Annotated in this window: 22 protein-coding genes; 20 read left to right on the top strand and 2 right to left on the bottom strand. The window is 52.3% G+C overall.

The window, feature by feature from the left end; genetic code table 11:
* Positions 1-81 precede the first annotated feature (81 nt).
* Positions 82-1,950 carry a low affinity potassium transporter Kup gene (kup, locus tag ACI2J2_RS19530; RefSeq protein ID WP_209638109.1) on the bottom strand — a complete coding sequence of 623 codons (1,869 nt, stop codon included), beginning with the start codon at positions 1,948-1,950 and terminating at the stop codon, positions 82-84.
* A 283-nt stretch (positions 1,951-2,233) separates the two neighbouring features.
* Here kup and ravA point away from each other — a divergent pair, with 283 nt between their 5' ends.
* Together ravA and viaA are read left to right on the top strand one after the other, a co-directional pair.
* Entirely contained in the window at positions 2,234-3,742 is a 1,509-nt protein-coding gene (gene ravA, locus ACI2J2_RS19525; RefSeq protein WP_404760655.1) for an ATPase RavA, read from the top strand.
* 2 nt (positions 3,743-3,744) lie between these two features.
* Positions 3,745-5,208: an ATPase RavA stimulator ViaA gene (viaA, locus tag ACI2J2_RS19520; protein ID WP_209638105.1), complete on the top strand. Its 1,464-nt coding sequence runs from the start codon at positions 3,745-3,747 to the stop codon at positions 5,206-5,208.
* Positions 5,209-5,211: 3 nt separating this feature from the next.
* Here viaA and asnA read toward each other — a convergent pair whose 3' ends face one another.
* Entirely contained in the window at positions 5,212-6,204 is a 993-nt protein-coding gene (asnA, locus tag ACI2J2_RS19515) for an aspartate--ammonia ligase (RefSeq protein ID WP_209638103.1), read from the bottom strand.
* Positions 6,205-6,359: 155 nt separating this feature from the next.
* On the opposite strand from asnA, the gene asnC reads away from it, so the two are divergent.
* The 18 genes from asnC (at position 6,360) to pstA (ending at position 25,124) form a co-directional block, all read left to right on the top strand.
* Positions 6,360-6,821: a transcriptional regulator AsnC gene (gene asnC, locus ACI2J2_RS19510; RefSeq protein WP_004950461.1), complete on the top strand. Its 462-nt coding sequence runs from the start codon at positions 6,360-6,362 to the stop codon at positions 6,819-6,821.
* Between the two features lie 97 nt (positions 6,822-6,918).
* On the top strand, positions 6,919-7,359 hold the full coding sequence (mioC, locus tag ACI2J2_RS19505; RefSeq protein WP_265556628.1) for an FMN-binding protein MioC: 441 nt from the start codon (positions 6,919-6,921) through the stop codon (positions 7,357-7,359).
* Positions 7,360-7,740: 381 nt separating this feature from the next.
* A complete protein-coding gene (gene mnmG, locus ACI2J2_RS19500; RefSeq protein WP_404760654.1) occupies positions 7,741-9,630 on the top strand; it encodes a tRNA uridine-5-carboxymethylaminomethyl(34) synthesis enzyme MnmG in 1,890 nt (629 codons plus the stop codon).
* A 136-nt stretch (positions 9,631-9,766) separates the two neighbouring features.
* A complete protein-coding gene (rsmG, locus tag ACI2J2_RS19495; protein ID WP_404760653.1) occupies positions 9,767-10,387 on the top strand; it encodes a 16S rRNA (guanine(527)-N(7))-methyltransferase RsmG in 621 nt (206 codons plus the stop codon).
* A 640-nt stretch (positions 10,388-11,027) separates the two neighbouring features.
* Positions 11,028-11,411 (top strand): F0F1 ATP synthase subunit I, encoded by a 384-nt coding sequence (atpI, locus tag ACI2J2_RS19490; protein ID WP_209638099.1) that lies wholly within the window; start codon positions 11,028-11,030, stop codon positions 11,409-11,411.
* A gap of 21 nt (positions 11,412-11,432) precedes the next feature.
* Positions 11,433-12,209, top strand: a complete 777-nt coding sequence (atpB, locus tag ACI2J2_RS19485) for a F0F1 ATP synthase subunit A (protein ID WP_265556630.1) — start codon at positions 11,433-11,435, stop codon at positions 12,207-12,209.
* Between the two features lie 49 nt (positions 12,210-12,258).
* Positions 12,259-12,498, top strand: a complete 240-nt coding sequence (gene atpE / locus ACI2J2_RS19480; protein WP_004093904.1) for a F0F1 ATP synthase subunit C — start codon at positions 12,259-12,261, stop codon at positions 12,496-12,498.
* A gap of 58 nt (positions 12,499-12,556) precedes the next feature.
* Entirely contained in the window at positions 12,557-13,027 is a 471-nt protein-coding gene (atpF, locus tag ACI2J2_RS19475) for a F0F1 ATP synthase subunit B (RefSeq protein WP_004950476.1), read from the top strand.
* Positions 13,028-13,041: 14 nt separating this feature from the next.
* The gene (atpH, locus tag ACI2J2_RS19470; protein WP_209638095.1) at positions 13,042-13,575 is read left to right on the top strand and encodes a F0F1 ATP synthase subunit delta; all 534 of its coding nucleotides are present in this window, start codon (positions 13,042-13,044) and stop codon (positions 13,573-13,575) included.
* Between the two features lie 12 nt (positions 13,576-13,587).
* Positions 13,588-15,129 carry a F0F1 ATP synthase subunit alpha gene (gene atpA, locus ACI2J2_RS19465; protein WP_209638093.1) on the top strand — a complete coding sequence of 514 codons (1,542 nt, stop codon included), beginning with the start codon at positions 13,588-13,590 and terminating at the stop codon, positions 15,127-15,129.
* Positions 15,130-15,187: 58 nt separating this feature from the next.
* Complete coding sequence (gene atpG, locus ACI2J2_RS19460; protein WP_209638091.1) at positions 15,188-16,051, top strand: F0F1 ATP synthase subunit gamma; 864 nt, start codon at positions 15,188-15,190, stop codon at positions 16,049-16,051.
* Positions 16,052-16,206: 155 nt separating this feature from the next.
* Positions 16,207-17,589, top strand: a complete 1,383-nt coding sequence (gene atpD, locus ACI2J2_RS19455; RefSeq protein ID WP_020837712.1) for a F0F1 ATP synthase subunit beta — start codon at positions 16,207-16,209, stop codon at positions 17,587-17,589.
* Between the two features lie 20 nt (positions 17,590-17,609).
* Positions 17,610-18,029: a F0F1 ATP synthase subunit epsilon gene (locus ACI2J2_RS19450; protein WP_209638090.1), complete on the top strand. Its 420-nt coding sequence runs from the start codon at positions 17,610-17,612 to the stop codon at positions 18,027-18,029.
* A gap of 297 nt (positions 18,030-18,326) precedes the next feature.
* Positions 18,327-19,697 carry a bifunctional UDP-N-acetylglucosamine diphosphorylase/glucosamine-1-phosphate N-acetyltransferase GlmU gene (glmU, locus tag ACI2J2_RS19445; protein ID WP_404760652.1) on the top strand — a complete coding sequence of 457 codons (1,371 nt, stop codon included), beginning with the start codon at positions 18,327-18,329 and terminating at the stop codon, positions 19,695-19,697.
* Positions 19,698-19,977: 280 nt separating this feature from the next.
* Positions 19,978-21,807 (top strand): glutamine--fructose-6-phosphate transaminase (isomerizing), encoded by a 1,830-nt coding sequence (gene glmS, locus ACI2J2_RS19440; RefSeq protein WP_404760651.1) that lies wholly within the window; start codon positions 19,978-19,980, stop codon positions 21,805-21,807.
* A 336-nt stretch (positions 21,808-22,143) separates the two neighbouring features.
* Positions 22,144-23,184, top strand: a complete 1,041-nt coding sequence (gene pstS, locus ACI2J2_RS19435; protein ID WP_265556633.1) for a phosphate ABC transporter substrate-binding protein PstS — start codon at positions 22,144-22,146, stop codon at positions 23,182-23,184.
* Positions 23,185-23,275: 91 nt separating this feature from the next.
* Entirely contained in the window at positions 23,276-24,232 is a 957-nt protein-coding gene (pstC, locus tag ACI2J2_RS19430) for a phosphate ABC transporter permease PstC (protein WP_037421236.1), read from the top strand.
* A gap of 10 nt (positions 24,233-24,242) precedes the next feature.
* Positions 24,243-25,124 carry a phosphate ABC transporter permease PstA gene (pstA, locus tag ACI2J2_RS19425; RefSeq protein WP_404760662.1) on the top strand — a complete coding sequence of 294 codons (882 nt, stop codon included), beginning with the start codon at positions 24,243-24,245 and terminating at the stop codon, positions 25,122-25,124.
* Position 25,125: the final 1 nt, after the last annotated feature.

Raw genomic sequence — 25,125 nt, 5'->3', positions numbered from 1 at the left:
ATCATTATCGAAACGTTTCGCTCGTGTTACCGAGAACATCAACAGAAAGGGCCCAGCGATTGCTGAGCCCTTGAGGGAGAGTTAAATCTCGACCTGGGTGCCGAGTTCGATCACCCGATTCGGTGGGATCTCAAACTGGTCTGGCGCGCGCAGCGCGTTACGGCTCAATGCGATAAACAACTTGCCACGCAAGAACAAATACCAGGGGCGTTTAGTGAGAATCAGCGACTCGTGCGACATAAAGAACGAGGTTTCCGTCATCCTGCACGGTAGCCCTTCCAGCCCGCAGCGGTGGAACACCTCCTCAACGTTCGGCGTTTCGCGCCAGCCATAGCTGGCCACCACCCGCCAGAAGGTCGGTGACAGTTGCTCGATAGTCACCCTGCGTACGTTATGTACGTAAGGCGCATCCTCAGTACGCAGCGTCAACAGCACCACCCGCTCATGCAGCACCTTGTTGTGCTTCAGGTTATGCAGCAGGGCAAAAGGAATCACGTTGATGGCACGCGACATAAATACCGCAGTACCAGGCACACGCACCGGCGGTGATTTCTCCAATGAAGCAATCATCGCCTCAAGGGAATTACCGTGCTCATGCATGCGACGCAGTAAGCGGAAGCGTTCGCTTTTCCAGGTTGTCATGATGATGAACATCACCAGCGCCAGCAGCAGCGGCAGCCAACCGCCAGAGAACAGCTTCAAGGCGTTTGCAGCGAACATCGGCACGTCAATAATCAGCAGGATGACCAGAATGCCCACCGCGAAGAAGCGGTTCCAATGCCAGTTTTTGATCGCCACGGAGGTCACCAGAATACTGGTCAGTACCATGGTCCCAGTTACGGCAATACCGTATGCCGCGGCCAAATTACTGGAGTGTTCAAACCCGACAATCACTAATACCACCGCGATATACAGTGTCCAGTTGATCACCGGAATGTAAATTTGGCCCGACTCCATTTCCGACGTATGAATAATGCGCATCGGTGACAGGTAACCCAGACGTACTGCCTGACGCGTCAGTGAGAATACGCCGGAGATCACCGCCTGAGAGGCGATAACCGTGGCCAGCGTCGCCAGGATCAATAACGGGATCAGCGCCCAGTCCGGGGCTAACAGGAAGAATGGGTTCTTGATGGCCTCAGGGTTTTTCAGTAGCAGCGCACCTTGGCCGAAATAGTTCAGCACCAGTGAAGGCAACACGACGGTGAACCAGGCCAGGCGGATAGGGAATTTACCAAAGTGCCCCATGTCGGCGTACAACGCCTCGACACCGGTGATCGACAACACTACCGCCCCCAGCGCAAAGAACGAAACCTTCTTATATTCAATAAAGAAGTTCAGCGCCCATTTCGGGTTTAACGCCTGCAGCACTTCTGGGTTGGCCATAATGCTACGTGCACCCAACACAGCCAGCACGATAAACCACAGTAACATCACTGGCGCAAACAGCTTACCGACGCTCCCCGTACCGTGCTTCTGAATGGCAAACAGCACCGTCAGCACCAAGATAGACAGCGGAACGATATAGGGATCAAGCGACGGGGCTGCAATTTCCAGCCCTTCTATCGCCGACATCACCGATATTGCTGGCGTGATTACCACCTCGCCATAGAAGAAGCTGCCACCAATCAGGCCCAGAATCACCAATATAGCGGTGGTGCGCGCCGACGTGTGGCGCCCAGCCAATGACATCAACGTCAGAATACCGCCTTCACCGGCGTTATCCGCTCGCATGACGTAGGTAAGGTATTTCAGGGAAACAATGACGATCAGCATCCAGAAAATCAGTGACAGGAAGCCGAAAACAACGTCTGGACGAACATCGAAGCCATAATGGCCGGAGAAACACTCTCTGAGAGTATAGAGAGGGCTGGTGCCGATATCACCGTAAACGACCCCAATCGCTGCAAGGGTTACCGCCGATAAAGACTGTTTATGCTCTGTGCTCATAATTCGTTTCTTTATTAGAACATCCGTTAGCGATGCATCCGCATCAGCCAGAGATACGGGCTCTAAGATCCGTTACGCCCACTAAAAGGCGCACAGTATGCACGATTTATACTGCTTGCCTACTCTTATATCAGACCCTAAAAATAAACAAAATGTGAACCAGCCGCTCTTTTGATAATAGAAAGATTTTACTAATCAACAAGCTATACCATTAAAAATAATGGTGGTTTATCATCGGATTATCCACCAAGATTGGCTAACTCTCGGACAACACGGCAATAATATGGCGCCATCATCACTTCTGGCAGAACGGATATCCCGCCTCAGCAACGCGCTTGAGAGCGGCCTTTATGAACGACAGGAAGCAATTCGCCTGTGTTTGCTGGCAGCGCTAAGCGGCGAAAGCGTGTTTCTGCTTGGCCCACCCGGTATCGCCAAGAGCTTGATCGCACGCCGGTTAAAATTTGCCTTTCGCAGCGCGCGCTCATTTGAATATCTGATGACGCGTTTCTCAACGCCAGAAGAAGTGTTCGGCCCATTGTCTATCCAGGCATTAAAAGATGAAGGCCGCTATCAGCGCCTGACCGCCGGTTATCTGCCCGAGGCAGAAATCGTGTTCCTGGATGAGATCTGGAAAGCGGGCCCGGCGATCCTCAATACGTTACTCACGGCGATCAACGAACGTCGCTTCCGTAACGGTAACGCGGAAGAGCCGATCCCACTAAGATTGCTGGTCACGGCCTCTAACGAACTGCCGGAATCCGATAACAGCCTGGAAGCCCTGTACGACCGTATGCTGATACGCCTGTGGTTGGATAAAGTGCAGGACAAACAGAATTTCCGCTCACTGCTGGTCAGTCGTCAGAACGAGAATGAAAACCCGGTGCCGGAAGCGCTGAGCATCAGTGACGAGGAGTATCATCAATGGCAGCCACAGATAGACAAAATCAAGCTGCCAGAAACGTGCTTTGAACTGATCTTCCAGTTGCGCCAACGGCTGGATGCATTAGACCACGCCCCTTATGTCTCCGATCGTCGGTGGAAAAAAGCACTTCGGCTGTTACAGGCCTGTGCTTTCTTCAGCGGCCGCGATGCCGTGGCTCCGCTTGACCTGATGCTATTGAAAGACTGCCTGTGGCACGACCTCACCTCATTGAAACTGCTGCAACAGCAAATTGACCAGTTGCTGACCGAGTCAGCCTACCAACAGCAAACGTTATTGATTCAACTTCAACAGATTCACACCCGTTGGGTGCAGCATCAGCAACAGCAGAGTGACAGCCGAGCGATCGCCTTAGTAAAAAAAGGCGGCATGTTCAGCAGGAAACCGCAGTATGCCCTGGCAACACCGCTTGGGGCCGGCGCCCTGACCTTGTTACTGCAAAAGCCACTGCAACTGCATGATATTCAGGTTAACCATCTGAGTATTGAAAATAGCGTTCTGGAAAACTGGCTGCAAAAAGGCGGTGACGTACGCGCTAAGCTCAATGGCATTGGCTTTGCACAACAAATTGATCTGGAAGTAGACGAACAACTGCATCTCACCGTGTTGGATGTTAGCCGTCAGCCCTCACTGTTGGCCCTGCCCGGCATACAGACCGGCGGAACACCCCAGGCGATGCTGGATGAAATGGACGCACTGGCGCAGCGCCTGGCGGAGCAACGTCGGTTGTTCAGTCAGCATCAGCCCTGCTTGTTTACCCCCGCGGCTGGCCTGGCAAAAATTGAAGCCAGCCTGTTGCAAGTGGCGGAACAAATCAAACAGCAGCACCAGCAGATGCGCGGCCAGTAATTATGCTCAGTCTGGAAACACTCGATCTGCTGTTAGCGATCACCGAAGGTGAGCTGATCGAGGAGATGATCATCGGCATGCTGGCCGCGCCGCAGCTGACGGTTTTCTTCAAAAAGTTTCCCGCAATACGTCGAGCGTTGGATAACGATCTACCGCGCTGGAAGCTGCAACTCAAAGAACGCCTTCATGAGGCCATGGTACCGCCCGCGCTGGCACAGGAATTTTATCGCTACCAACAGTGCCAATTAGAAAACAACACCCAGTTCTTTCATAACCTTAATGACACCCTGGACCTACTGCGCCAACTGGTTTCTCCTTTCTATGAGCAGGCCCGCACGCTGGTGGATGCAGCGGATCTGCCTAACCATCCGCTGGATGACAGCTTCCAAACCCTGTTTCTACAGCGCTGGCGTATCAGTCTGACGCTGCAGGCTACCATGATGCATCATCAGTTATTGGAACAGGAACGTGAACAACTGATGGCCGAATTGCAGGAACGCCTGGCGCTGAGTGGCGCGCTAGAGCCGCTCTTGTCGGAAAATGACACTGCCGCGGGGCGGTTGTGGGATATGAGTAAAGGCCATTTGCAGCGCGGTGACTATCAGCGGCTGGTGGAGTACGGCAACTTTTTGCAGCAACAGCCCGAGCTGAAAAAGCTGGCGCAGCAGCTTGGTCGCAGCTATCAGGCCAAAGCAGTGCAGCAACAGGATGCGCTGCCGGAGCCGTTTCGCGTGATGGTGCAGGTGCCGGCCACGCTGCCTGAGGAAGTTAGCGGTATTCATCAAAGCGACGACATTCTTCGTCTGCTGCCGCCCGAGCTGGTTACGTTGGGCATTGAAGAGCTGGAGTTTGAATTTTATCGCCGGCTGCTGGAAAAACGGCTGTTAAGTTATCGTCTGCAAGGCGATGTCTGGCAGGAACAGATCACGATCCGTCAGGTTACCCACCAGCAACAGGATCAACAGCCTCGCGGGCCATTTATTGTCTGTGTGGATACTTCAGGTTCCATGGGCGGGTTTAATGAACAGTGCGCAAAAGCCTTCTGCCTGGCGCTGTTACGCATTGCGTTAGCAGATAACCGCCGCTGCTACATCATGTTATTCGCCAATCAAATCGTGCATTACGAACTCACGGCGGCCAGCGGTATTGAGCAAGCAGTGCGTTTTCTTGGTCAACACTTTCGCGGCGGTACCGATCTGGCGGCATGCCTGAACGCTACGGTGAGCAAAATGGCTGAAAGCGGTTGGTTTGACGCCGACGCGGTGATCATTTCAGATTTTATCGCCCAGCGGTTGCCGGAAGACGTAATAAAGAAGGTGAAACAGCAGCAGCAGAGCCACCAACAGCGTTTTCACGCGGTGGCCATGTCCAGCTACGGCAAACCCGGCATCATGCGCATATTCGATCATATCTGGCGCTTTGATACCGGGTTAAAAAGCCGTTTGATGCGCCGCTGGCGGCGCTGATAATTACAACAGCCCGTCGACCGCTTCGCGTACTTGCGGTGACCACACACCGCATTGTACCTGGCCGATATGAGACAGTTGCAGCAGCAGCATCACCAGACGCGACTGACCGATACCCCCACCGATAGTTTGCGGCATGTCGCCACGCAACAGTGATTGATGCCATTCCAGTGCTAAGCGGTCTTCATCACCGGTTTGCGCCAACTGACGTTTCAGTGCGCCGGCATCAACACGAATCCCCATGGATGAAAGCTCAAACGCGTCCTGCAGAACCGGGTTCCATACCAGAATATCGCCGTTCAAACCGGCCAGGCCGTCTGCTGCTGGCGTCGTCCAGTCATCATAATCCGGCGCTCGCACATCGTGTGATTTACCGTGTGACAGTTTGCCGCCAATGCCGATCAAGAATACCGCGCCCAATTCTTTGGCAATCGCGCGTTCGCGGCCTTTGGCATCCAGCTCAGGGTAGCGTTGTAACAGGGTTTCGCTGTGCACGAAATGAATCTGTTCTGGCAGGAACGGCGTTAAGCCATATTCGCGGCTGACCTCACCTTCGGTCGCTTTAATCGCCGCATAAATGCTGCGCACGGTGCTTTCGAGGTAATCCTGGCTACGTTCGCCATCGCCCATCACTCGCTCCCAGTCCCATTGATCGACATAGACCGAATGGATCGCACTCAGACGATCTTCGTCCGGACGCAGCGCTTTCATATGGGTATACAGGCCTTCACCAGCGCCGAAGTCGTAGCTGCCCAGAGTCTTACGCTTCCACTTGGCCAGTGAATGCACCACTTCAAAGGTCGCATCCGGCAACGTTTTTACCTTTACCTGCACAGCTTTCTCGCTGCCAGACAGGTTGTCCTGGGTACCATCTCCCAAGCGGCTGAGGATCGGTGCTTGCACCTCGATCAAACCCAGCTGCTGTTCTAATTGGCGAGAGAAGAAGGATTTAACCAGGCTGATTTGTTGTTGTTTTTGGATAAACTGTTTTTTCATTGCCGTATCTCTTATAAATCTGTCTCTGTTGCCACTGATTAAGCAACAGAACCGCACCGTAATTCAATATCCACTAATCAATATTGCCTTTTCACTTTTAATCATTCATTTTGATACGGTAATAATTCAATAATCAGCAATGAGTGGGGGATTAAATGGCTGAAAATTATCAGATCGATAATCTCGATCGCGGCATCCTTAACGCCCTGATGGAGAACGCACGCACACCGTATGCCGAACTGGCGAAGAATTTTGCAGTGAGCCCCGGCACTATTCATGTGCGGGTAGAGAAGATGAAACAAGCCGGTATCATCACCGGTGCGCGGGTAGACGTAAATCCCAAACGATTGGGTTACGACGTCTGTTGTTTTATCGGCATTATATTAAAGAGTGCTAAAGACTATCCTTCCGCGCTGAAAAAGCTCGAAAGCCTGGAAGAAGTGGTAGAGGCTTATTACACCACCGGCCATTACAGCGTGTTCATTAAGGTGATGTGCCGCTCGATAGATGCGTTGCAACAAGTACTTATCAACAAGATCCAGACGATAGACGAGATCCAGTCTACTGAAACCCTGATCTCGCTGCAGAACCCCATCATGCGTACCATCACTCCTTAGCCAATTATTTACTATACCCATATTATCCACAGGTAGATCCCAGCCGATTCACAGCGTACAATGCTGCCACTTTGAGAAGGTTGGGATCATTCATTTCATGGCAGACATTACTCTGATCAGTGGCAGTACCCTTGGCAGTGCTGAGTACGTAGCCGAGCATCTGGCTGAAAAGCTGGAAGCCGCGGGCTTTACGACTGAGACCCTGCATGGCCCTGAATTGGATGAACTGACCCTGTCCGGGCGTTGGCTGGTGGTGTCTTCTACCCACGGCGCCGGTGATTTACCTGATAATCTGCAACCCCTGCTGGAACAAATAGAAGAACAGCTTCCTGACTTATCCCAGGTGCAGTTCGGTGCAGTGGGTTTAGGCAGCTCTGAATACGATACTTTCTGTGGTGCGATCCAACGGATCGACGATCTTCTGATTGCTCGTGGAGCGAAAAGGATCGGCGATCGGCTAGAGATCGACGTGACTGAACACGAAATTCCTGAGGATCCAGCTGAGGAATGGGTGAAAAAGTGGATTAATTTACTCTAATTCGTACAAAGTTCACCCGAACGATTGTGGATAACTAAGCTTAAAAGCAGGGTAAAACCAGTAGTTATCCCAATAACAACCTTAGGTCGCTTTTTGTCCTGTGCATAACATGCCATTTAGATCCCAGCTTATAAGCCTTAGGATCACCGATCATTCACAGCTAACGATCCTCCTTAATTCGCTGATCTCAATCACGAATAATCACTTATCCACAGAAGATCGCGATCCTAATAAGAGATCTAATAAAGAGATCTTTAAATAAAAAAGATCTTCTTTTAATTACCTACGATCCTGACCACTTGGTCGATCGACTAAACTTGAGTAGAATCGCCCACCCCAGGGCAAACAACGATCGTTCGCAATACGGCGAGGTGCAGTTCCATGTTTTATCCAGAGCAATTTGACGTCATCATCATCGGTGGTGGACATGCCGGTACCGAAGCCGCTATGGCTGCGGCACGCATGGGACGTCAGACTTTATTATTGACACACAATATCGATACGTTGGGGCAGATGTCTTGCAACCCGGCGATTGGCGGTATTGGTAAAGGGCATCTGGTTAAGGAAATTGATGCACTTGGCGGCCTAATGGCGACTGCGATCGATCATGCAGGTATCCAGTTTAGGATACTAAACTCCAGCAAAGGCCCAGCGGTGCGAGCCACTCGTGCTCAAGCAGACCGTGTGCTGTATCGCCAAGCTGTACGCACCGCACTGGAAAACCAGCCAAACCTGATGATCTTCCAACAGCCCGTCGAAGATCTGATTGTGGAAAACGATCGCGTCGTCGGGGCGGTGACCCAAATGGGGTTGAAATTCCGCGCCAAGGCGGTTGTGCTGACCGTCGGTACCTTCCTGGACGGCAAGATTCACATCGGCCTGGAAAACTACAGCGGTGGCCGTGCAGGGGATCCTCCGTCGATCTCATTGTCACAGCGCTTACGTGAGTTACCTTTGCGTGTTAACCGCTTGAAAACCGGTACGCCTCCGCGTATCGATGCCCGGACTATCGATTTCAGCGTATTGGCACCGCAACACGGTGATACTCCTATCCCCGTATTCTCGTTTATGGGCAATGCGGAACAGCACCCAGAACAAATGGCGTGCTACATCACCTACACCAACGAAAAAACGCACGACGTGATCCGCAATAACCTCGATCGCAGCCCGATGTATGCCGGGATCATCGAAGGGATCGGCCCACGTTACTGCCCGTCGATCGAAGACAAAGTGATGCGTTTTGCCGATCGTAACGCGCACCAGATCTTCCTCGAGCCAGAAGGCCTGACCAGCAATGAGATTTATCCAAACGGCATTTCCACCAGCTTGCCGTTTGACGTGCAGATGCAGATTGTTCGCTCAATGGAAGGGATGCAAAATGCCCGGATCATTCGACCAGGCTATGCCATTGAGTATGATTTCTTCGATCCACGCGATCTGAAACCGACACTGGAAAGCAAATTTATCCAGGGCCTGTTCTTCGCTGGGCAAATTAACGGTACTACCGGCTATGAAGAGGCGGCTGCTCAAGGCTTATTAGCGGGTCTGAATGCAGGCCGTTACGCCAACGAAGATGAAGGTTGGTCTCCACGCCGCGATCAAGCTTACCTCGGCGTCTTGGTGGACGATCTCAGCACGCTGGGTACCAAAGAGCCGTACCGTATGTTCACCTCTCGTGCCGAATATCGCCTGATGTTGCGTGAAGACAATGCCGATATCCGCCTGACCGAAAAAGGCCGCGAGTTGGGTTTGGTTGACGACACCCGCTGGGCACGCTTTAGCGAAAAACTCGAGCGTATCGAACAAGAACGCCAGCGCCTGCGTGACATTTGGATGCATCCGCATGCTGAGAACGTCGATCAGGTCAACGCACTGTTGAAAGCGCCGTTATCGCGTGAAGCCAACGGTGAAGAGCTGCTGCGTCGTCCAGAAATGGATTACACCCAATTGACCTCTGTCGCGGCATTCGCACCACCGCTGGCTGATGTTCAAGCCGCTGAGCAAGTTGAGATACAGGTAAAATACGAAGGTTATATTGCTCGCCAGCAGGAAGAGATCGAAAAACAGCAGCGCAATGAAAATACGGTGCTGCCTTTGGATCTCGATTATCAGCAAGTTTCCGGTCTGTCGAATGAAGTAATTGCCAAACTGAATGACCATAAGCCGAACTCGATCGGCCAGGCTTCACGTATCTCAGGCATTACCCCTGCGGCAATCTCAATTCTACTGATTTGGCTGAAAAAGCAGGGGCTGCTGCGCCGCAGCGCATAAATACTGCTTTTAGGCGATCGTTTGTTTACTTGATAAACAAACGATCGCTGACATCACCCCAACCCTGAATTATCATAGTCGCCACCTTGGCCAGCCCTAACCGGCTTGCCGTTCCGCGCCTGTCAGAGGACACGTTGTGCAGAAAAAATTAGACTCGCTGCTGTCGGCAGCAGGCATTGCGCTTCCCGATCAGCAAAAACAGCAGTTGCTGGGTTATGTTGGTATGTTGGACAAGTGGAACAAAGCTTACAACCTCACTTCAGTGCGTGATCCGCAGCAAATGCTGGTACGCCATATTCTCGACAGCATTGTGGTAAATCCACATCTGCAAGGTTCTCGTTTCATCGACGTTGGCACCGGCCCTGGCTTACCAGGCATTCCGCTGGCGATCGTTCGTCCTGATGCTCACTTCACCTTACTGGACAGTTTGGGCAAGCGCGTGCGTTTCTTACGCCAGGTACAACATGAGCTTGGTCTGACTAACATTGAACCGGTGCAAAGTCGTGTTGAGGATTTCCCGGCGGAGCCGCCGTTTGACGGTGTTATCAGCCGTGCCTTTGCTTCTCTGCAAGATATGCTGTCCTGGTGTCATCATCTGCCGGCAAAAGGGCAGGGGCGCTTCTATGCGCTGAAAGGGGTGCGTCCGGACGAAGAACTGACACAGCTGCCAGAAGGCATACAACTGGAATCGGTGGTACGTCTGCAGGTGCCGGAGCTTGAAGGTGAACGCCACCTGATCATCCTTAAGGCAAACTGAGTTTGTTTTTGATCAAATAAGCGTGAATTAAAAGATAGTGGCAATAGGGAAGATAAGCAGGCTAATTAAATGATGGTTTTTTTAGTTAATTTACTTTTTATTAACACAAAAATAGCCGCCAATTAGCGACAATAAGGTAATTGCAGATCGTAATAGTTACGTTAGCAACGATAAGTGAAGGATCTTGCTTTACTGCTAATGTTAATTGCCTGTTGTAATATTGTCCCCGAAGCTGTCAATAAAAGGTTTTTATCGGGTATACGGATTGTTTTTGAACAGTTAACTTGTAATATTTTGATTTATAATATCTTTTTGATCGCCCAATTTGCTAAAGACGCTTTTGCTTTTGATGGGCTATAAATCAGAAACAGGTATTACTGTGAGCAGTACCACGTTTCTTACTGTAACGCTGGAATAATCAGACAATTAAATGAGCCCTATTATTCCGACTGTTTTCTTGTGAAAATAGCCTCAAATGGGGAAATTTAAATAATTGTTCACCTTTTCGCTACTTATCGATTGAATTCGTTGGTATGCCCCGTATAATTTGCTCGTTTTTTGCAGCTTGACTCAGAGCAGCAAAGACAGTTTTATACGTCACTCAGCATACCCACTCTGGGGTACGGAGAGAACAAACGTCATGTCTGTGTCCCTTTACAGCGGAAAAGTTGCTCGCAAATTGCTGTTTCTGCAGTTAATGACTTTTGTTCTGATCAGCGCTGCTTTCGGTCTGAAAAGCCTGGAATGGAGCGGTTCGGCACTGGCAGGCGGTCTGGCTGCCTGGTTGCCGAGTACCATGTTTATGCTGTTTGCCTTGCGCCATCAGGCGCAGACGCCGGCACCCGGTCGGGTTGCCTGGTCGTTTGCCATCGGCGAAGGATTGAAGGTCTTGATCACCATAGTTTTGTTGATCGTGGCGCTTGGGGTGTTCAAAGCGGCGTTTATACCGCTTGGCCTGACCTATTTAGCGGTGTTAGTGGTGCAGATAGTGGCACCCGCCGTGATTAACAGTTACCGAAATTAACTAAATAAGGGTAGAGGCATCATGTCTGCAGAGGGATACAACAGTCCACAGGAGTATATCGGTCACCACCTGACGCAACTTCAGGTCGGGACTGGTTTTTGGTCGATTAACCTCGACTCGATGTTTTTCTCCGTTGTCCTCGGGGTTTTGTTCCTGGTGATTTTCCGCAAGGTTGCCAAAAACGCCACCAGCGGTGTGCCGGGCAAACTGCAAACCGCAGTGGAACTGGTCGTTGGATTCGTCGACAGCAGCGTCAAAGATATGTATCACGGCAAGAGCAAGGTCATTGCTCCGCTGGCGCTGACGGTGTTTGTTTGGGTATTCCTGATGAACATGATGGACCTGATCCCGGTAGACTTCCTGCCGTTCATCGGGGCTCAGCTCGGTCTGCCGGCATTACGCGTGGTGCCAACAGCTGACGTAAACGTCACCCTGTCGATGGCGTTGGGTGTGTTTATCCTGATTCTGTTCTATAGCATTAAAATGAAAGGCGTTGGTGGGTTCGTTAAAGAGTTAACCATGCAGCCGTTCAACCACCCAGTATTCATTCCTATCAACCTGATTCTTGAAGGTGTCAGCCTGCTGTCCAAGCCTGTTTCACTCGGCCTGCGACTGTTCGGCAACATGTATGCGGGTGAGTTGATCTTCATCCTGATTGCTGGTCTGTTGCCGTGGTGGTCACAGTGGATCCTGAGCTTGCCTTGGGCTATTTTCCACATCCTGATCATTACGCTTCAAGCCTTTATTTTCATGGTTCTGACGATTGTCTATCTCTCGATGGCATCTGAAGAGCACTGATTTTCTTAAAACACTTGCACTTTTAAACTGAAACAAACTGGAGACTGTCATGGAAAACCTGAGTATGGATCTGCTGTACATGGCTGCCGCTGTGATGATGGGTTTAGCGGCAATCGGTGCTGCGATCGGTATCGGCATCCTGGGTGGTAAATTCTTGGAAGGCGCTGCACGTCAGCCTGACCTGATTCCTCTGCTGCGTACACAGTTCTTTATCGTTATGGGTCTGGTTGACGCCATCCCGATGATCGCTGTTGGTCTGGGTCTGTACGTGATGTTTGCTGTCGCGTAAGTAGAGAATTTCTCTACACTGAAACCACACTATTTAACTTTTAAAGAGGCATTGTGCTGTGAATCTTAACGCAACAATCCTCGGCCAGGCCATCGCGTTCGTTCTGTTTGTCTGGTTCTGTATGAAGTACGTATGGCCGCCGATTATGGCAGCCATCGAGAAGCGTCAGGGAGAAATTGCTGACGGTCTCGCTTCTGCAGAACGTGCCAAAAAAGATTTGGACTTAGCGCAAGCCAATGCGACCGACCAGCTGAAAACTGCTAAAGCAGAAGCTCAGGTGATCATCGAGCAAGCAAACAAACGCAAAGCTCAGATCATGGATGAAGCGAAAGCCGAAGCCGAGCAGGAACGTAACAAAATCGTGGCGCAGGCTCAGGCTGAGATCGAAGCCGAACGTAAGCGCGCTCGTGAAGAGTTGCGTAAGCAAGTCGCGATGCTGGCAATTGCCGGCGCCGAGAAGATCATCGAACGTTCCGTGGATGAAGCTGCTAACAGCGACATCGTTGATAAACTGGTCGCTGAACTGTAAGGAGGGAGGGGCTGATGTCTGAATTTGTAACTGTAGCTCGCCCCTACGCCAAAGCAGCTTTTGACTTTGCCGTTGAGCATCAAAGCGTAGAGCGCTGGCAGGATATGCTGGCGTTTGCTGCTGATGTCACTCGCAATGAACAGATTTCTGAACTGCTGTCTGGCGCTATGGCGCCAGAGATGCTGTCCAAGACGTTCATCGCGGTATGTGGCGATCAACTCGACGAACATGGCCAGAACTTTATCCGTGTAATGGCCGAAAATGGACGTTTACTGGTTCTTCCTGCCGTGCTGCAGCAGTTCACCGAACTGCGCGCCTTGCTGGAATCCACCGTCGAAGTCGACGTGCTCTCTGCGAGCGCACTGAGCGACAAACAGCAGGCAAATATTGTCGCTGCGATGGAAAAACGTCTGTCACGCAAAGTTAAGCTGAATTGCAAAATTGACAAGTCTGTACTGGCCGGCGTAATTATCCGTGCTGGCGATATGGTGATTGATGGCAGCGTTCGCGGTCGTCTTGAACGCCTGACAGACGTCTTGCAGTCTTAAGGGGACTGGAGCATGCAACTGAATTCCACCGAAATCAGCGAACTGATCAAGCAGCGCATTGCTCAGTTCAATGTGGTGAGCGAAGCTCACAATGAAGGTACTATTGTTTCCGTCAGTGACGGGATCATCCGCGTACACGGTCTGGCCGAAGTTATGCAGGGCGAAATGATCGCACTGCCAGGTAACCGTTACGCAATCGCATTGAACCTGGAGCGCGACTCCGTAGGTGCCGTGGTTATGGGTCCGTACGCGGATCTGGCCGAGGGCATGAAGGTAAAATGTACTGGCCGTATTCTGGAAGTTCCGGTTGGCCGTGGCCTGCTGGGCCGTGTAGTTAACACCCTGGGCGCACCTATTGACGGTAAAGGCCCGGTTGATAACGACGGTTTCTCCCCGGTTGAAGCTATTGCCCCTGGTGTTATCGAGCGTCAGTCTGTAGATCAACCAGTTCAAACTGGCTACAAATCTGTTGACGCCATGATCCCAATCGGCCGTGGCCAGCGTGAGCTGGTGATCGGTGACCGTCAGACAGGTAAAACTGCTCTGGCAATCGATGCGATCATCAACCAGCGCGATTCAGGCATCAAATGTGTCTACGTGGCTATCGGCCAGAAAGCGTCTACCATCGCTAACGTGGTGCGCAAACTGGAAGAGCACGGTGCACTGGCAAACACCATCGTTGTGGTTGCTACCGCGTCTGAATCTGCTGCATTGCAATACCTGGCACCGTATGCCGGTTGTGCGATGGGCGAATACTTCCGTGACCGCGGTGAAGACGCGCTGATCGTTTATGATGACCTGTCCAAACAGGCCGTTGCTTACCGTCAGATTTCCCTGCTGCTTCGTCGTCCACCAGGTCGTGAAGCTTACCCAGGCGACGTATTCTACCTCCACTCCCGTTTGCTGGAGCGTGCTGCGCGTGTTAACGCCGAGTATGTTGAAGCCTTCACTAAAGGTGAAGTCAAAGGCCAAACCGGTTCACTGACTGCTCTGCCAATCATTGAAACCCAGGCGGGTGACGTTTCCGCGTTCGTTCCGACCAACGTAATCTCGATTACCGATGGTCAGATCTTCCTGGAATCCAACCTGTTTAACTCCGGTATTCGTCCGGCAGTTAACCCGGGTATCTCTGTATCCCGTGTGGGCGGTGCAGCGCAAACCAAGATCATGAAAAAACTGTCCGGTGGTATTCGTACCGCATTGGCACAGTATCGTGAACTGGCTGCGTTCTCTCAGTTCGCTTCCGATCTGGATGATGCGACCCGCAAACAGCTGAGCCACGGTCAGAAAGTGACCGAGCTGCTGAAACAGAAACAGTATGCGCCGATGTCCGTCGCACAACAGTCTCTGGTCCTGTTTGCCGCAGAACGTGGCTACCTAAACGACGTTGAAGTCGCGAAAGTCGTGAGCTTCGAAGCCGCGCTGGTTGCTTACGCAGACCGCGAGCATGCCGAGTTGCTGAACCACATCAACCAAACTGGCAATTTCAATGATGAGATCGAGGGCAAGCTGAAAGGCATCCTCGAGACCTTCAAGAAAACCCAGTCCTGGTAACGCTCAGCGGCCTGCAGTTGAAAGACAGCAGGCCGTCTGGCAATGAGGAGAAGCAGAGATGGCCGGCGCAAAAGAGATACGTAGTAAGATCGCGAGCGTGCAAAACACGCAAAAGATCACTAAAGCGATGGAAATGGTCGCCGCCTCCAAAATGCGTAAATCGCAGGAACGCATGGCGGCCAGCCGTCCTTATGCAGAGACCATGCGCAAAGTGATTGGTCACCTTGCTCTGGGTAATCTGGAATATAAGCACCCGTACCTGGATGAGCGTGACGTTAAGCGCGTCGGGTATCTGGTGGTGTCGACTGACCGTGGTCTCTGTGGCGGCTTGAACATCAACCTGTTCAAGCGTCTGTTGGCAGAGATGAAAGGCTGGTCCGAAAAAGGCGTTGAAGTTGATTTGGCGCTGATTGGCTCTAAAGCGGCCTCTTTCTTTGGTTCCGTTGGCGGTAACGTTGTTGCCCAGGTCACCGGCATGGGGGATAAACCTTCCCTGTCAGACCTGATCGGACCGGTGAAAGTGATGCTGCAAGCCTACGACGAAGGTCGTTTGGACAAGCTGTACATTGTCAGCAACAAATTTATCAATACGATGTCCCAGGAACCGCAGATCGTTCAGCTGCTGCCGTTGCCGCCTTCCGATGACGGTGAGCTGAAGAAAAAATCTTGGGATTACCTGTATGAACCCGATCCAAAAGTGCTGCTTGATACCTTGCTGCGCCGCTATGTGGAATCGCAGGTTTATCAGGGCGTCGTGGAAAACCTGGCCAGCGAGCAGGCCGCACGAATGGTAGCGATGAAAGCCGCAACCGATAACGGCGGTAGCCTGATCAAAGAGCTGCAGTTGGTATACAACAAGGCTCGTCAGGCCAGCATCACTCAGGAACTCACCGAGATCGTTTCGGGAGCCTCCGCGGTTTAACCAGGTTATTACCCTAAATCGTTCAGATTGCGGGAAGGCGACAACTGGCACGTCCCTAGGCGCTTACTAAAGTAAGCCACTGGGGTGAGATAAGACAGTCAACGCACCAGCAGTTTGAACTAGGCCGGGTAAACGAATTACGTAGAGGATTCAAGATGGCTACTGGAAAGATTATCCAGGTAATCGGCGCCGTAGTGGACGTCGAGTTCCCTCAGGATGCCGTACCAAAAGTGTACAATGCTCTTGAGGTAGAAAACGGTACCGAGAAGTTGGTGCTGGAAGTTCAGCAGCAGTTGGGCGGTGGCGTAGTTCGCTGTATCGCGATGGGGACCTCAGATGGTCTGCGCCGCGGTCTGAAAGTGAACGATCTGGAACACCCAATTGAAGTACCGGTAGGTAAAGCTACCCTGGGCCGTATCATGAACGTATTGGGTGAACCAATCGACATGAAAGGCGACATCGGCGAAGAAGAACGTTGGGCGATTCACCGTCCGGCGCCAAGCTACGAAGATCTGTCCAACTCCCAGGACCTGCTGGAAACCGGTATCAAGGTTATGGACCTGATTTGTCCGTTCGCTAAGGGCGGTAAAGTCGGTCTGTTCGGTGGTGCGGGTGTGGGTAAAACTGTAAACATGATGGAGCTGATCCGTAACATCGCGATCGAGCACTCCGGTTATTCCGTGTTTGCAGGCGTGGGTGAGCGTACTCGTGAGGGTAACGACTTCTACCACGAAATGAACGACTCCAACGTACTGGACAAAGTATCCCTGGTTTACGGCCAAATGAACGAGCCACCGGGTAACCGTCTGCGCGTTGCTCTGACCGGTCTGACCATGGCGGAGAAATTCCGTGATGAAGGCCGCGACGTTCTGCTGTTCGTTGACAACATTTACCGTTATACCCTGGCCGGTACCGAAGTGTCCGCACTTCTGGGCCGTATGCCATCTGCGGTAGGTTATCAGCCAACGCTGGCGGAAGAGATGGGCGTTCTGCAAGAACGTATCACCTCTACCAAGACCGGTTCTATCACCTCCGTACAGGCCGTTTATGTTCCTGCGGATGACTTGACTGACCCGTCACCAGCCACCACCTTTGCTCACTTGGATGCAACCGTGGTACTGAGCCGTAATATCGCTTCTCTGGGTATCTACCCGGCCGTTGACCCGCTGGATTCCACCAGCCGTCAGTTGGATCCGCTGGTAGTTGGCCAGGAGCACTACGATGTAGCGCGTGGCGTGCAGTCCATTCTGCAACGCTACCAGGAACTGAAAGATATCATCGCAATCCTGGGTATGGACGAGCTGTCAGAAGATGACAAACTGGTCGTATCCCGTGCGCGTAAAATCCAACGCTTCCTGTCTCAGCCGTTCTTCGTGGCAGAAGTCTTCACCGGTTCTCCGGGCAAGTTCGTATCGCTGAAAGACACCATCCGTGGTTTCAAAGGCATTATGGACGGCGACTATGACCACCTGCCTGAACAAGCGTTCTACATGGTTGGCGCCATTGAAGAAGCGGTGGAAAAAGCCAAGAAACTGTAACGCCTTGAGAGGAGGGTGATATGGCTATGACTTACCATCTGGATGTAGTCAGCGCGGAAAAACATATGTTTTCCGGCCTGGTACAAAAGATCCAGGTGACAGGTAGCGAAGGCGAACTGGGGATTTTCCCTGGCCATGCGCCGCTGCTGACTGCCATCAAGCCTGGCATGGTGCGTATTGTTAAACAACACGGTGAAGAAGAGTTCATCTACCTGTCCGGCGGTATCCTTGAGGTACAACCGAGCGTGGTCACCGTGCTGGCTGACACTGCTATCCGTGGAACGGACCTCGACGAAGCGAGAGCGTTGGAAGCTAAGCGTAAAGCTGAAGAACATATCAACAGCTCTCATGGCGATGTCGACTATGCTCAGGCATCTGCAGAACTGGCGAAAGCGATCGCAAAATTGCGCGTTATCGAGCTCACCAGAAGAACGATGTAATATTTTGGCTCGTTTATAACGCAGTCAAAATTAAGAAAGCGGCCTATTTGGTCGCTTTTTTTTTGCTTTAAAATAAGCATTTCAGCCAGGTTGGCACAGTGGTGTTATAACCGGTTATAGAGGCTAAAAATGTCTCCGATCGCCGACAGTTCTGCCAATCTCTGGGCTGTGAGCGTCTTAGCGGCGGCGTGCTTAGTGCCCCATGGTCTGGGCCGGGTTCGTGAAGAGAAATATGTAGTAATATCGTCACTAAAAGGTTCTACTTTCGTCTATTAAAATGGAGTTATCAGGTTGCTTATGTCTAACAGCACAATGAGTGTGGTGATCCTCGCCGCGGGCAAGGGAACACGCATGTATTCCGATCTTCCCAAGGTGTTACATCCATTAGCGGGTAAGCCCATGGTGCAGCACGTCATTGATGCCGCAATGAAATTGGGCGCGAAAAATGTCCATCTGGTATATGGCCACGGCGGCGATCTGCTGAAAAGTACGTTGACTGACGGCGCACTGAACTGGGTGTTACAGGCCGAGCAATTGGGTACGGGTCATGCCATGCAACAGGCTGCACCACATTTTGCCGATGACGAAGACGTGCTGATGTTGTACGGCGACGTCCCGCTGATTTCTGTCGATACCTTGCAACGCTTGATGGCCGCGAAGCCACAAGGTGGCATTGGCTTGCTGACGGTGAAACTGGCTGACCCAAGCGGCTACGGCCGTATCGTGCGTGAGAATGATGCAGTGGTGGGGATTGTCGAGCATAAGGACGCCAGCGAAACCCAGCGTCAAATTAATGAAATCAACACCGGTATCCTGGTGGCTAATGGCGGCGATCTAAAACGCTGGCTGGGGATGCTGAACAACGACAACGCGCAGGGTGAGTTTTACATCACCGATATTATTGCGCTGGCTCATGCTGACGGTAAGAAAATTGAAGCGGTGCACCCATCGCGCCTGAGCGAAGTAGAAGGCGTGAATAACCGCCTGCAGTTGTCGCGGCTTGAACGTATTTATCAGGCAGAACAGTCTGAAAAGTTGTTGTTGGCGGGCGTAATGCTGCTGGATCCGGCGCGTTTTGACCTCCGCGGGGAACTTGTGCACGGTCGTGATATCTCTATTGATGCCAACGTTATTATTGAAGGGTCGGTTAAGCTCGGGGATCGCGTGAAAATCGGTGCCGGCTGCGTGTTGAAAAACTGCGTGATCGGCGATGATTGCGAGATAAGTCCGTACAGCGTGTTGGAAGACGCGGTGTTGGCCGCTGAATGTACCGTGGGTCCTTTTGCTCGCCTGCGTCCTGGGGCTGAGCTGGCTGTCGGTGCTCATGTCGGTAACTTCGTAGAAATGAAAAAGGCGCGCTTGGGCAAAGGCTCAAAAGCAGGTCATTTGAGTTACCTTGGCGACGCCGAGATTGGCGATGATGTAAATATCGGTGCTGGAACCATCACCTGTAACTACGATGGCGCCAACAAGCATAAAACCCTTATTGGCGACGGTGTGTTTGTCGGTTCTGACACCCAACTGGTGGCACCGGTCTCTGTGGGTAAAGGCGCAACGATTGCTGCCGGTACTACAGTAACCCGTGATATCGCTGATGACGAACTGGTGCTGAGCCGCGTCAAGCAGGTGCATATTCAGGGCTGGCAGCGCCCGGTGAAGAAGAAATAACGAGTGTGTTTTGCGTTGGGCTCTGCTTACGAGCCCAATACAAAACATAAAAGTCCTCAATAGATTTTGCGTTGCTGCTAGGTGGCAAGAGTGTGAATTCCCTGGAGCTTAGTTCGCTAAGTGACTGGGATGAGCACTCGTAGCCAATAACGCAGCAGCGCGAAAGATGAAGAGGATAATCCCCACCATCTACAGGCTCGGGGAAGCACGGTAAAAACCGGCAAAATCAGGTCAAGACATCGAAAGCGCCCCGAAAGGCGTTTAATTAGGAATACAACTGATGTGTGGAATTGTAGGCGCAGTAGCGCAACGTGATATTGCAGAGATTCTGTTGGAAGGGTTACGCCGCCTTGAATACCGTGGCTACGACTCAGCGGGTTTGGCTGTGGTGGATGCTGAAGGGAACGTCAACCGCTTACGCCGTGTAGGCAAAGTGAATAAACTGGCCGAAGCCGCAGAACAACATGAATTGCATGGGGGCACCGGTATTGCTCACACCCGCTGGGCAACGCACGGTGAACCTACCGAAGCTAACGCGCACCCGCATGTTTCTGATTACATTACGGTAGTGCATAACGGCATTATCGAAAACCACGAACCGCTGCGTGAACTGCTGATCGAACGCGGTTATCACTTTAGCTCCGAGACCGACACCGAGGTTATTGCTCACCTGGTGCATTGGGAGCAGCGCCAGGGTGGCACTTTGCTGGAAGTCGTTCAGCGTGTGATCCCTCAGCTGCGCGGCGCTTATGGTACCGTGGTGATGGACAGCCGTGACCCAAGCGTGCTGGTGGCCGCACGTTCCGGAAGCCCGTTGGTTATCGGTCGTGGCGTGGGTGAAAACTTCCTGGCATCCGATCAGTTGGCACTGTTGCCGGTTACCCGCCGCTTTATCTTCCTTGAGGAAGGTGACGTGGTAGAAATGACCCGCCGCAGCGTGAGCATTTTCGATAAGCAGGGCAACGCCGTTGAGCGTCCTGAGATTGAATCCCAGGTGCAGTACGATGCGGGTGATAAAGGCGCTTACCGCCATTACATGCAAAAAGAGATCTATGAACAGCCGCTGGCGTTGAAGAATACCCTTGAAGGGCGTTTCAGCCATGGCCAAATCAACCTGAGCGAGCTGGGCCCGCGTGCCGACGAACTGCTGTCGAAGGTTCAGCACGTGCAAATTATCGCCTGTGGGACGTCTTATCACTCCGGGATGGTTGCGCGTTATTGGTTCGAATCCCTGGCTGGCGTCCCTTGCGACGTCGAAATTGCATCCGAATTCCGTTACCGCAAGTCTGCCGTGCGTCCAGGTAGCCTGATCATTACGCTGTCGCAGTCCGGTGAAACCGCCGATACGCTGGCGGCGCTACGCCTGTCGAAAGAACTGGGGTATCTGGGGTCGCTGGCGGTGTGCAACGTGGCCGGTTCTTCACTGGTGCGTGAGTCCGATTTGGCGCTGATGACCAAAGCCGGTACAGAGATCGGCGTTGCTTCGACCAAAGCCTTCACCACCCAGCTTGCGGTATTGCTGATGTTGGTGGCGCGTTTGGGCCGTCTGAAAGGCATGGCAGAAAGCGTTGAGCATGACATTGTGCATGGCCTGCAGGCGTTGCCGGCACGTATCGAACAGATGCTGTCAATGGATAAGAGCATCGAGGCGCTGGCGGAAGGTTTCTCCGACAAGCATCACGCATTGTTCCTGGGCCGTGGCGATCAGTACCCGATCGCGATGGAAGGGGCGCTGAAGCTGAAAGAGATCTCCTATATTCACGCGGAAGCCTATGCTGCCGGTGAATTGAAACACGGTCCGCTGGCGTTGATCGACGCCGATATGCCGGTGATCGTGGTTGCGCCAAACAACGAACTGCTGGAAAAGCTGAAGTCCAACATTGAAGAAGTGCGCGCGCGCGGCGGCCAGCTGTATGTGTTTGCCGATCAGGACGCCGGTTTCGTCAGCAGCGAAGGCATGACCATCATCCCGTTGCCGCATGTCGAAGAGATCGTGGCTCCTATCTTCTACACCGTGCCGTTGCAGTTGCTCTCTTACCACGTTGCGCTGATCAAAGGCACCGACGTTGACCAGCCGCGTAACCTGGCGAAGTCTGTCACAGTAGAGTAATCCCTCTTTGTTAGACTCTGGAAGCCGGCCACTGCGCCGGCTTTTTTCATGGCCTAATCAAATATGACAATGATGCGACAGCCGGGATAAAAGTTGTCATATTCAAGCGGATAGATGAGATGTAATGTGTTTTTTTATTGATTAATTATTGCGTGTTTTTGTCTTTAACTGCATGATTTTTATTTGATTACTGTGTTTCTTTTTGCGTTGTAATATAACTGTCATATTTCGTACATTTTACTGTCACCAAACTGTCCTATTTTCCCTCCTGCAGCAATACTTACTCTGATGAAAACGACTCGAAGTCGATTTTTAAATATCCCATTAGGAGGGATTATGAAACTGATGCGTACCACCGTCGCCAGTATTGTGGCAGCGACTTTCTCCCTGACCGCCGTGTCCGCGTTCGCTGCTGCTAGCCTGACCGGTGCAGGTGCGACATTCCCCGCTCCGGTATATGCCAAGTGGGCAGATTCTTATCAGAAAGAAACCGGCAACAAAGTTAACTATCAGGGCATCGGCTCTTCTGGCGGCGTGAAGCAAATCGTTGCCAACACCGTTGACTTTGGTGCTTCTGATGCGCCTTTGACTGACGAAAAACTGGCTGCTGATGGCCTGTTCCAGTTCCCTACCGTGATCGGTGGCGTCGTACTGGCGGTGAATATCCCGGGTATCAAATCCGGCGAACTGATCCTGGACGGCAAAACCCTGGGCGATATCTACCTGGGTAACGTGAAGAAATGGAACGACCCGGCGATCACCAAACTGAACCCAGGCGTTAAGCTGCCGGATCAGAACATTGCCGTTGTCCGCCGCGCTGACGGTTCAGGCACTTCGTTCGTGTTCACCAGCTACCTGTCAAAAGCCAACGCACAGTGGAAAGAGAAAATCGGTGCAGGCTCTACCGTTAACTGGCCAACCGGTCTGGGCGGCAAGGGTAACGACGGCATCGCAGCCTTCGTACAACGTCTGCCAGGCTCTATCGGTTACGTTGAATACGCTTACGCCAAGCAAAATAACCTGGCTTACACCAAGCTGATTTCTGCCGACGGCAAAGCCGTTAGCCCAACAGAAGAGAGCTTCAGCGCTGCCGCCAAAGGCGTGGATTGGAGCAAAACCTTCGCTCAGGATCTGACTGACCAGAAAGGCGACAATGTGTGGCCAATCACGTCCACCACCTTCATTCTGGTGCACAAAGAGCAGAAAAATCCAGCTCAGGGCACTGAAGTCCTGAAGTTCTTTGACTGGGCATACAAAACGGGTGCCAAACAGGCTAATGACCTGGATTACGCCACTCTGCCGAACGAAGTTATCGAGCAGGTGCGTGCAGCATGGAAATCCAACGTAAAAGACAGTTCAGGTAAAGCGCTGTACTAACAACGCAGGGGCGCGTGTTTCAGCGCGCCCCACTCAGTTTTCAGGGTCTAACCCATGTTGGGCCTGCCAGGGTTAAAATAGAGAGTGATCTATGGCTGAGTACAAGCCGACCATTAAAGCACCGAGTAAAAATGGTGACGTTATCTTCAGCGCGCTGGTAAAACTGGCAGCGCTGATTACCCTATTGTTGCTGGGCGGCATTATTGTTTCACTGATCTTTGCCTCCTGGCCGAGCATGCAGAAATTCGGCTTCTCCTTCCTGTGGACAAAAGAGTGGGACGCACCTGCTGAGCAATTCGGCGCATTGGTACCCATCTACGGCACCGTTGTCACCTCGCTGATTGCTCTGATTATCGCCGTGCCTGTCAGCTTTGGTATTGCGTTGTTCCTGACCGAGCTGGCACCTAACTGGTTGAGACGCCCGCTGGGTATCGCCATTGAATTGCTGGCAGCAATCCCGAGTATTGTGTACGGCATGTGGGGCCTATTCGTGTTTGCCCCGCTGTTTGCCAAATATTTCCAGACCCCGGTCGGCGACGTTTTGTCGGGTATCCCTATTGTCGGTGAGCTGTTCTCTGGCCCGGCATTCGGTATCGGTATTCTGGCTGCTGGGGTGATCCTGGCGATTATGATTATTCCTTACATCGCCGCGGTAATGCGCGACGTGTTCGAACAAACCCCAGTGATGATGAAAGAGTCGGCCTACGGCATCGGCTGCACCACCTGGGAAGTGATTTGGCGTATCGTGCTGCCATTTACCAAGAATGGTGTGATCGGGGGCGTGATGCTCGGCTTGGGCCGCGCGCTGGGCGAAACGATGGCCGTGACCTTCATCATCGGTAACACCTATCAGCTCGACAGTGCTTCACTGTATATGCCGGGTAACAGCATCACATCGGCACTGGCCAACGAATTCGCTGAAGCAGAATCAGGGGTGCACACCGCAGCGCTGATGGAGCTGGGGCTGATTCTGTTTGTTATCACCTTTATCGTCCTGGCGCTGTCGAAGTTGATGGTTATGCGTCTGGCCAAGAATGAGGGACGCTAACGTGGCGACTATGGAAATGCAAAACGACCTGGCGCTGTTAGAAAGCCGCCGCAAAATGCAGGCATGGCGCCGTCAGAAGAACCGATTGGCGCTGTTTTTGTCGATGGCGACCATGGTCTTTGGCCTGTTCTGGCTGGTGTGGATCCTGTTCTCTACCGTGACCAAAGGCATTGATGGCATGTCGCTGGCGTTGTTCACCGAAATGACGCCACCACCGAACACCGCAGGCGGCGGTCTGGCGAACGCCATCGCCGGCAGCGGTCTGCTGATCCTGTGGGCTACCGTGTTCGGTACGCCGCTGGGCATCATGGCTGGCATTTACCTGGCGGAATATGGCCGTAAATCCTGGCTGGCAGAGGTGATCCGTTTTATTAACGACATTCTGCTATCAGCCCCGTCGATCGTCGTGGGCCTGTTCGTGTACACCATCGTGGTGGCGAAGATGCAGCACTTCTCCGGCTGGGCTGGGATCATCGCGCTGGCGCTGTTGCAGGTGCCGATCGTTATCCGAACTACCGAGAATATGCTGAAGCTGGTACCGGATACGCTGCGTGAGGCCGCCTACGCGCTGGGTACGCCGAAATGGCGCATGATTTCTGCCATCACGTTGAAAGCGTCGGTTTCCGGCATTATCACCGGTGTGTTGCTGGCGATTGCGCGTATTGCAGGGGAAACAGCACCGCTGCTGTTTACCTCGCTGTCGAATCAGTTCTGGAGCACAGACCTGATGCAGCCGATCGCCAACTTACCGGTGACTATTTTCAAATTCGCCATGAGCCCGTTTGCCGAATGGCAAGAGCTGGCCTGGGCAGGGGTGCTGTTGATTACCCTGTGCGTACTGCTACTGAATATCTTGGCGCGTGTGGTTTTCGCCAAGCAAAAGCATTCATAAA

This window comes from Serratia sp. NPDC087055 (genome assembly GCF_044900985.1).
Taxonomy (GTDB): domain Bacteria; phylum Pseudomonadota; class Gammaproteobacteria; order Enterobacterales; family Enterobacteriaceae; genus Serratia.
Note: the sequence above shows the minus strand (reverse complement) of the source record. Positions and strands in the feature narration are given on the sequence as shown.